At 41.2% G+C, this 6,122-nt stretch carries 7 protein-coding genes; 5 read left to right on the top strand and 2 right to left on the bottom strand.

The features are described from left to right. Window positions 1-192: 192 nt before the first annotated feature. From ACESMA_RS21175 to ACESMA_RS21165, 3 genes are read left to right on the top strand one after another with little or no spacing between them, the layout of a single operon-like run. Window positions 193-810, top strand: a complete 618-nt coding sequence (locus ACESMA_RS21175) for a hypothetical protein (protein WP_372950880.1) — start codon at window positions 193-195, stop codon at window positions 808-810. Next, window positions 807-1,592: a nucleotidyl transferase AbiEii/AbiGii toxin family protein gene (locus ACESMA_RS21170; protein WP_372950879.1), complete on the top strand. Its 786-nt coding sequence runs from the start codon at window positions 807-809 to the stop codon at window positions 1,590-1,592. The genes ACESMA_RS21175 and ACESMA_RS21170 overlap by 4 nt, the downstream gene beginning before the upstream one ends. Before the next feature lie 11 nt (window positions 1,593-1,603). After that, window positions 1,604-2,038: a hypothetical protein gene (locus ACESMA_RS21165; protein ID WP_372950878.1), complete on the top strand. Its 435-nt coding sequence runs from the start codon at window positions 1,604-1,606 to the stop codon at window positions 2,036-2,038. 54 nt (window positions 2,039-2,092) lie between these two features. Here the strand turns inward: ACESMA_RS21165 and ACESMA_RS21160 are convergent, their stop codons facing one another. Beyond that, window positions 2,093-2,530: a DUF4395 domain-containing protein gene (locus ACESMA_RS21160; protein WP_372950877.1), complete on the bottom strand. Its 438-nt coding sequence runs from the start codon at window positions 2,528-2,530 to the stop codon at window positions 2,093-2,095. Window positions 2,531-2,687: 157 nt separating this feature from the next. Between ACESMA_RS21160 and ACESMA_RS21155 the strand changes: the two genes are divergently transcribed. Both ACESMA_RS21155 and pulA read left to right on the top strand, forming a co-directional pair. After that, window positions 2,688-3,233, top strand: coding sequence for a hypothetical protein (locus ACESMA_RS21155; RefSeq protein ID WP_372950875.1), 546 nt, complete (start codon window positions 2,688-2,690; stop codon window positions 3,231-3,233). After that, on the top strand, window positions 3,233-5,167 hold the full coding sequence (gene pulA / locus ACESMA_RS21150; RefSeq protein ID WP_372950874.1) for a type I pullulanase: 1,935 nt from the start codon (window positions 3,233-3,235) through the stop codon (window positions 5,165-5,167). Before ACESMA_RS21155 ends, pulA begins: the two co-directional genes overlap by 1 nt. Here pulA and ACESMA_RS21145 read toward each other — a convergent pair. Then, window positions 5,151-5,936: a Fic family protein gene (locus tag ACESMA_RS21145; RefSeq protein WP_372950872.1), complete on the bottom strand. Its 786-nt coding sequence runs from the start codon at window positions 5,934-5,936 to the stop codon at window positions 5,151-5,153. The genes pulA and ACESMA_RS21145 overlap by 17 nt on opposite strands. Between the last annotated feature and the right edge of the window lie 186 nt (window positions 5,937-6,122).

The raw sequence follows: 6,122 nt of genomic DNA, 5'->3' as shown, positions 1-6,122 counted from the left end.
CACTATTTTTAGTGCAAAATAGAAATAGATAAGCTAACAACAGATTTTAGAAACGGATGAAACGAGCATGGCCTGGCGAACACAAAGATGGACAAATTAATTACCCATGCGAGTTCCATGGGTATCGGAACACAGAATTTTTTTGGTATAATACATGATTGTAATACAAAATATTAAATGTAATATATTCGAATGAATTATCTGGAATTTAGAAACAGGATGTTTGATTTGGGGTGTTTTAACACCCACCAGGTTTATGCCTGGAAACCGGATTTCGACAGAAACAATTTTGTTCGCTGGACAAAAAAAGGCCTGTTAATTCGGTTGCGACAGGGGTACTACACTTTTCCGGAGTATAAAAGCAAACCTGATTTTGCCCTGTTCTTCGCAAACCGCATTTACCGTCCTTCGTACATAAGCTTACATTCTGCCCTGGCATTTTATGGAATGATTCCTGAAGCAATCGTGCAAATCACGAGTGTCACATCGCTGAAGACAGCCAGTTTTCAAAATGAATTCGGAGAGTACGAATATAAAAGTGTCAGGAAGGAACTAATGTTTGGTTATGACATCAAACCTATTGCCGATGGAAAATCATTGCAAATTGCCCGGCCCGAAAAAGCATTGCTGGACCTGCTGTATCTCTATCCGTTTTACAATACCGAACAGGAAATGGAGGATTTACGACTTGATGAAGATTTTTTGCTGGATGAACTCGATTTACGGCTTCTGGAAGATTATTTATTGAGATTCAAAAGTAAAGCGCTTCAAAAAAGAGTGAATTTTTTAAAAAATACTTACAGCTTATGATGCAACTGGAATGGATAAAAAACTTTTTCCCCACGGAAATAAGCGGGAATGCGTCGCTTCAAAAATATATGCTGAAAGAATACATTCAGTTACTGATTCTGGATTTTCTTTCTACTACGCCATTTATTAAAAAGATAGTTTTTATTGGAGGTACAAATTTGCGACTTGTAAAAGGGATTGATCGTTTCTCAGAAGATTTGGATTTCGATTGCAAAGAATTTTTAAAAGAAGAATTTATAGAAATGACAGACGCCGTAATCAACTTTTTAAAGCGGGACGGATTTCGGGTTGAAGTGCGTGATCGTGAAAATAAAAACCTGACAGCCTTCCGCAGAAACATCCATTTTCCCGAATTTCTTTTTGAATTAGGTCTTTCCGGCCATAAAGAAGAACGGTTTTTAATTAAGCTTGAGACTGAAGATCAGCATATTCCTTATAAACCGGTATTAATTAATATTAAGGGTTGTGGATTTTATTTTCCGTTTCCTGTTCCTTCTGATGGTGTGCTGTGCTCGATGAAAATTTCTGCCATGTTATCGCGCCAAAAAGGAAGAGATTTCTATGACTCGATGTTTTTGCTGGCACAAACGCAACCCGATTATTCATTCCTTGCTGAAAAGCTAAATATTCATAATCTTGAAGAATTAAAAAGTGAAGTGTTCAAAGTCTTAAAAACAGTTGATTTAAACAAAAAAAAGAGAGACTTTGAACACCTGTTGTTCAATAAAAGAAGCAGTGAGCGCATTCTCTCTGTCGGAAATTTTTTTCAGGACTTAAGTTAAACTTGCGTTAAATGAAAAAATCAAAAACCAAAATACTGCTAACCATCACCGTCCTGGCAGCCATTGTCCTGCTTCTTTTTGCCCTTCGTTCCGGAAATGAAAAAACCGAGACGCTGGTAAAACTGAATGCTTCGGTAACCTTCAATGGAGAACGAATCACAGTTTCCAACAACGACACCCTCGATTTTCTGAATGTTGAAATGACAGTGAACGGCTTCTATAAACTTACCGGAATGAACCTGCATGCCGGCGAAACGTACACCTTTTGGCCGGTGGAGTTTGCCCACATCAACGGAACGCGGCTTCCGGCAAAACAAATTCCGCAGCAGTTTTCAATCTGGTGTGAATTGAACAACGGAAAGAACGGGTTTTATTCACAAAAACTGAATCCAAAAAACACAACCCGGAAAACCTCCCGGGCTGTGATGTTTAATCTGATTCTTTAAGGTAGTTATGCACAGATTACCCCATCGGGGAATCCTTTGTCATGGCATTGTATTTTACTTATAGAGTGGCAAAACAAAGTAGGTGTAAATGATGCACCCCACGCAAATTCCGAATGCAAATTCAAGCATGGCAAAAAACACCAGAATGCCTGCCACAACCATCGACGCGGTGTAAAGTTGCAGCAAAAACAGGGTGGCAATTACAAGTGTCATGATAAATCCCATTCGGGCAGCAAAAATTTTTGGTGCTTTGTCAATGGGTTTTTTGCTCAGGTGCAACAATTGTGCAAGTCCGGCACTGGCAAAACTCACCGGACTGAGTTTTGAACGGGTAAACGCCCGGATGAAAAAGTCAGCCAGCAACACCAGCGGAAAAATTACCGAGTTAAAAACAAATCCGGCAGCTACAATCAGAATGGTAAAAAATGCATTCAGCCGGGTAAGGCGCTCGTTTACCATTTCGTTGGATATGGGGCATATCAATTGTTTCATTTTAAACATTTTTTCGGTTATCCATCGGTTAAAACTTCAAATTAAACACAAAAAAGTATTTTATCCGAATAAAGAGTCGAAAAATGTAATGGTTCCTTACAAAAATTTAACTCTCCCCAACCCGAAAATTGTGCTACTTTTGCAACAAATTTTACGCATGAAGCAGGTTTTGATTGTACTTTTTTTAATGATATTTTCGGTTTCGGCAATGGCACAAAACGAGGTTGGCCCCGAGGGGCACAAACTGATTTGGTTTGCGCTTGTTTTGGTGGTTGCCGGAATTGTTGCCTTTTTTTGGGTAAATTCAGGGAAAAGCAAACCCGGCTTCAAAATTCCTTTTTTTAACAAACCAAAAGTAAATGTGGAGCTGACAAAAGACCGGATGTATTATCCCGATTTTCTGGAACTAACGGTAACAAATACAGGAAAAACCGATGTGGATATCGGTACGCCACTTCTGGTTTTCAGCGGAATGTGGTACAGCCGGAAATTTAAACTGAAGGGCACCAATAACAATCACTATTACCCGTTATACCTGATGCAGGGCCAGAATCATACGCTAAATATCGATTTAAACCGATTTTACGGATTCGACAGAACCCTGAAAAAGCTGCCCCGTGTAAGAGTGGTGGTTTCGGAAGTGAGCGGGAAAAAGCTGGGTAGCCGGAAAGTGCTACTACGCAAAACGTTATTTAATGTATAATGAGAGACTGGAAATTTAACCATATCGATTTTTCAACTTATCCTTGTTACGCCGGAGATGATTTGGGTGTGTTTTGGACACCGGAAAAAACGATTGTGAAAATATGGGCGCCAACCGCCAAAATGGTGGAGTTCAGGTTGTACAAAGATGGAAAAACCGGCGAGGCTTTTCATAAAACGCAGCTTCAGGCAAGTGGCGAAGGCACATGGGCAACCATTCTTTCGGGTGATTATGAAGGCAAATTTTACGCATTCCGGATTGATGACGGCGAATGGCTGGAAGAAACACCTGATATTTATGCGCGTTGCGTGGGTGTGAATGGTTTGCGGGGAATGATTTTTAATCCGGCAAAAACCGATCCCGAAGGCTGGGAAAACGATAAAAAGCCTGAACTGAAACATTTCACCGATGCCGTGATTTACGAAACCCACATACGCGATTTTTCCATTTCCGAATCGTCGGGGATTGAACACAAAGGAAAGTTTTTAGGCTTTACAGAAGAAGGTACCCAGTCGCCTGACGGCCTGGTAACCGGTTTATCGCATTTGAAAGAACTGGGCGTTACCCATGTGCACCTGCTTCCGGTGAACGACTTTGTTACGGTGGATGAGGAAAAACCGCTGGAAAAATACAACTGGGGATACGACCCCCTGCATTACAATGCACTAGAAGGTTCCTACTCCACCAATCCTTATAATGGAATCATCAGAATAAAAGAATTCAAAAAACTGGTGCAGGCGGTGCATGCTGCCGGTATTGGCGTGGTGCTCGATGTGGTTTACAACCACACCTATTTTGCCAAAGAATCGGTTTTTAACCAAATGGTTCCGGGCTATTTTTACCGGCAAAAACACGACGGTACATTTGCCAATGCGTCGGGATGCGGGAACGAGCTTGCTACGGAAAGAACCATGGTGCGGAAATACATCATCGACTCGCTGAAATACTGGGCCGAAGAGTTTCATATCGACGGTTTCCGGTTCGATCTGATGGGCATTTACGACCTGGAAACCATGAAGGCCATCCGCATGGAATTGCCGGAATTGTTGCTTTACGGCGAAGGCTGGGCTGCCGACCAAAGTCCAATGCCCGAGGATCAACGGGCAGTGAAACGAAATCTTCACCAGTTACCAGGCATTGCCGCTTTTAATGACGATTTCCGCGATGCGCTGAAGGGAAATCACAGCAGCAAAAAAACCAAAGGTTTTGTGAGCGGCCTCGATCTGCGGGAAGAAGCAGTGAAGTTTGGAATAGTGGCGGCTGTAAATCATCCTGAAATTGTGTACGATTATGTGGAAACCTCGAAACAACCCTGGGCAACACAACCGGAACAATGTGTGAACTACGCCTCGTGCCATGACAATTTCACCCTTTGGGATAAACTGAAATTAAGCAACCCCAAAGCATCCGACGAGGAGATGCGGAAAATGGTAAAACTGGCCGGTGCGCTGGTGCTCACCTCGCAGGGCATTCCGTTTTTGCACTCAGGCATGGAATTTTGCCGCACCAAGGGCGGAAATCCGAACTCATACAAATCGCCCGATTCGGTCAATCAAATCGACTGGGGTCGAAAAATGGAGTACCACGATGTTTTTGAGTACTACCAAAAACTGATTCAGTTGCGGAAAAACCACCCGGCATTCCGGATGACCGATGCCAGACAGATTCAAAAATACATTCATTTTTGTACGGAGTATAAAATTGGCGTGGTGAGCTACTGCATCGAAGGTGCTAAGGTTGGCGATTCGTGGAAAAGTATTGTAATGCTGTTTAACGGAAGTCGCAAAGATAATTTACAAACGCTGCCCGAAGGTACTTACAAAGTTATGGTAAGAGGCGATGATTTTTTTGAAGAGATTCAGGCCGAAGTAGTTTCAAACGAGGTAGAACTGGGAGCTGTTTCGATGATGATTTTAATCAAAACAGAAGGTTAAATCCGGTATCCTTTTTTTGGTATTTTTCAATTTCAGCTTTAAAAAATTTTAACTGCTGGGAGGCAATAAATTTTCTGAAAATTTCCGGGTCATTTTTTTCTTCGGTTTCATTAAGTGCCCTGATGTAATCTGCCCGGTCTTCGGTAAAAATTTTAATCAGGGGTTCATTGTGGTATAGCTGAACGTAATTCATCATCAATCGTGAAACCAGTCCGTTTCCATCTCCCCACGGATGAATGTTAACCAGATTGTAATGCAGGTCGGCTGCCAGTTTTACTACTTCTGTTCCTTTTACCCCATTCAGTTTTTCGTTTACATTACTGCATAATTTTTCGAGCAAATCGGGCACTTTTTTAAAGTCAGGAAAATATTTCCTATCCACATAAACTTGTGTCAGACGTATATCACCTTTCGATTTGTCAAATTCCCCTGAAATGGTTTTTACGATTCCGCCGGTATTTTTCATTACCCGCGCTGCAACTTCAATTAAAAATGGAATGGAGAGCATCTGTTTTTGCCGGGCCTGTTCCTGAATAAATAGAAATGAATCATAATGGTCTTTCACCATTAAATGATCGGTAAGGGGTTTCCCTTTGGCGGTAATGTTTTTTTCAATGAGTAGCCGGGTGTCATTTTCATCCAGCGAACAGCCTTCAATTTTTGTGGAATTCCAGACAATGGAAATCATGCTGAATGTGGAATAATTTATATTTTCATCCAAATTCAGGTTAAGGTACTCCCTTTTGTATTTTTCCAGTTCTGCCCACATGAGGTGCAATCTTTAAAATTTTAATTCAAAAGTAAACATTTCAATCTATTACAAGACAAGTTAAAAAAAAATCATCTTTTTGAAAGCCCTCCGTTAGTGGTAACCATAAATGGTGTAGGTGATGGCCTTTGGAAAAAAAAGGGGAATTCAGGACTTCTTATTCTTTCATAACGAATTGAATTTTAA

Source organism: Mariniphaga sp. (assembly GCF_041687215.1).
Classification (GTDB): Bacteria; Bacteroidota; Bacteroidia; order Bacteroidales; family Prolixibacteraceae; genus Mariniphaga.
Note: the sequence above shows the minus strand (reverse complement) of the source record. Positions and strands in the feature narration are given on the sequence as shown.

What these genes read in the sequence shown, in the direction of transcription:
- ACESMA_RS21175 (WP_372950880.1), top strand. Translation starts at nt 193, where the DNA reads ATGAATTATCTGGAATTTAGAAACAGGATGTTTGATTTGGGGTGTTTT.
- ACESMA_RS21170 (WP_372950879.1), top strand. Translation starts at nt 807, where the DNA reads ATGATGCAACTGGAATGGATAAAAAACTTTTTCCCCACGGAAATAAGC.
- ACESMA_RS21165 (WP_372950878.1), top strand. Translation starts at nt 1,604, where the DNA reads ATGAAAAAATCAAAAACCAAAATACTGCTAACCATCACCGTCCTGGCA.
- ACESMA_RS21160 (WP_372950877.1), bottom strand. Translation starts at nt 2,530, where the DNA reads ATGAAACAATTGATATGCCCCATATCCAACGAAATGGTAAACGAGCGC.
- ACESMA_RS21155 (WP_372950875.1), top strand. Translation starts at nt 2,688, where the DNA reads ATGAAGCAGGTTTTGATTGTACTTTTTTTAATGATATTTTCGGTTTCG.
- pulA (WP_372950874.1), top strand. Translation starts at nt 3,233, where the DNA reads ATGAGAGACTGGAAATTTAACCATATCGATTTTTCAACTTATCCTTGT.
- ACESMA_RS21145 (WP_372950872.1), bottom strand. Translation starts at nt 5,936, where the DNA reads ATGTGGGCAGAACTGGAAAAATACAAAAGGGAGTACCTTAACCTGAAT.